At 54.6% G+C, this 573-nt stretch carries 1 protein-coding gene; it reads left to right on the forward strand.

Annotated elements, in window-relative coordinates; all coding sequences use genetic code 11:
- Positions 1 to 11 precede the first annotated feature (11 nt).
- Positions 12 to 573, forward strand: a 562-nt coding sequence (locus tag R7Z77_RS27315; RefSeq protein WP_318137300.1) for an AAA family ATPase, incomplete at its 3' end; no start/stop codon positions are given.

Here is a 573-nt window from a genome sequence, read left to right on the forward strand (position 1 = left end):
GGAGCGCACCTATGTCTCAATACTCTCAATTCTCAGTAAGCAAGGTTTTCGGTATGCCCAGCATTCCGGAGAAGGTAACGGCCATCGGCTACGCTGACGGTTCAAACCCTTTCATCCCTGCCACTGATACCAACTACGTTTTCCGCAAAGAGTTTCTGCGAGAGGTCTTGGCCTATCTCAAAGAGCCTGGCGGTGACGCATTGTTCGTAACCGGCCCTACCGGGTCTGGCAAAACCTCAGGTATCACCGAGATCGCTGGTCGTCTCAACTGGCCTGTTCAGCAAATCACTGCCCACGGGCGGATGGAGCTGACAGATCTGATTGGACATCACGCTCTGGTCGCGGAAAAGCCTGGTCAACCACCTGTCATGAAGTTCATGTATGGACCTCTGGCAGTCGCTATGCGTGAAGGTCATCTGCTCCTCATCAACGAGGTGGATTTGGCCGACCCTGCCGAGCTGGCTGGTCTCAACGATGTCCTTGAAGGGCGTCCCCTTGTGATCGCTCAGAATGGCGGGGAAATCATCAAGCCGCACCCGATGTTTCGTGTGGTCGTTACTGGTAACTCTACGG

It is taken from the genome of Vibrio sp. 1401 (assembly GCF_033340295.1).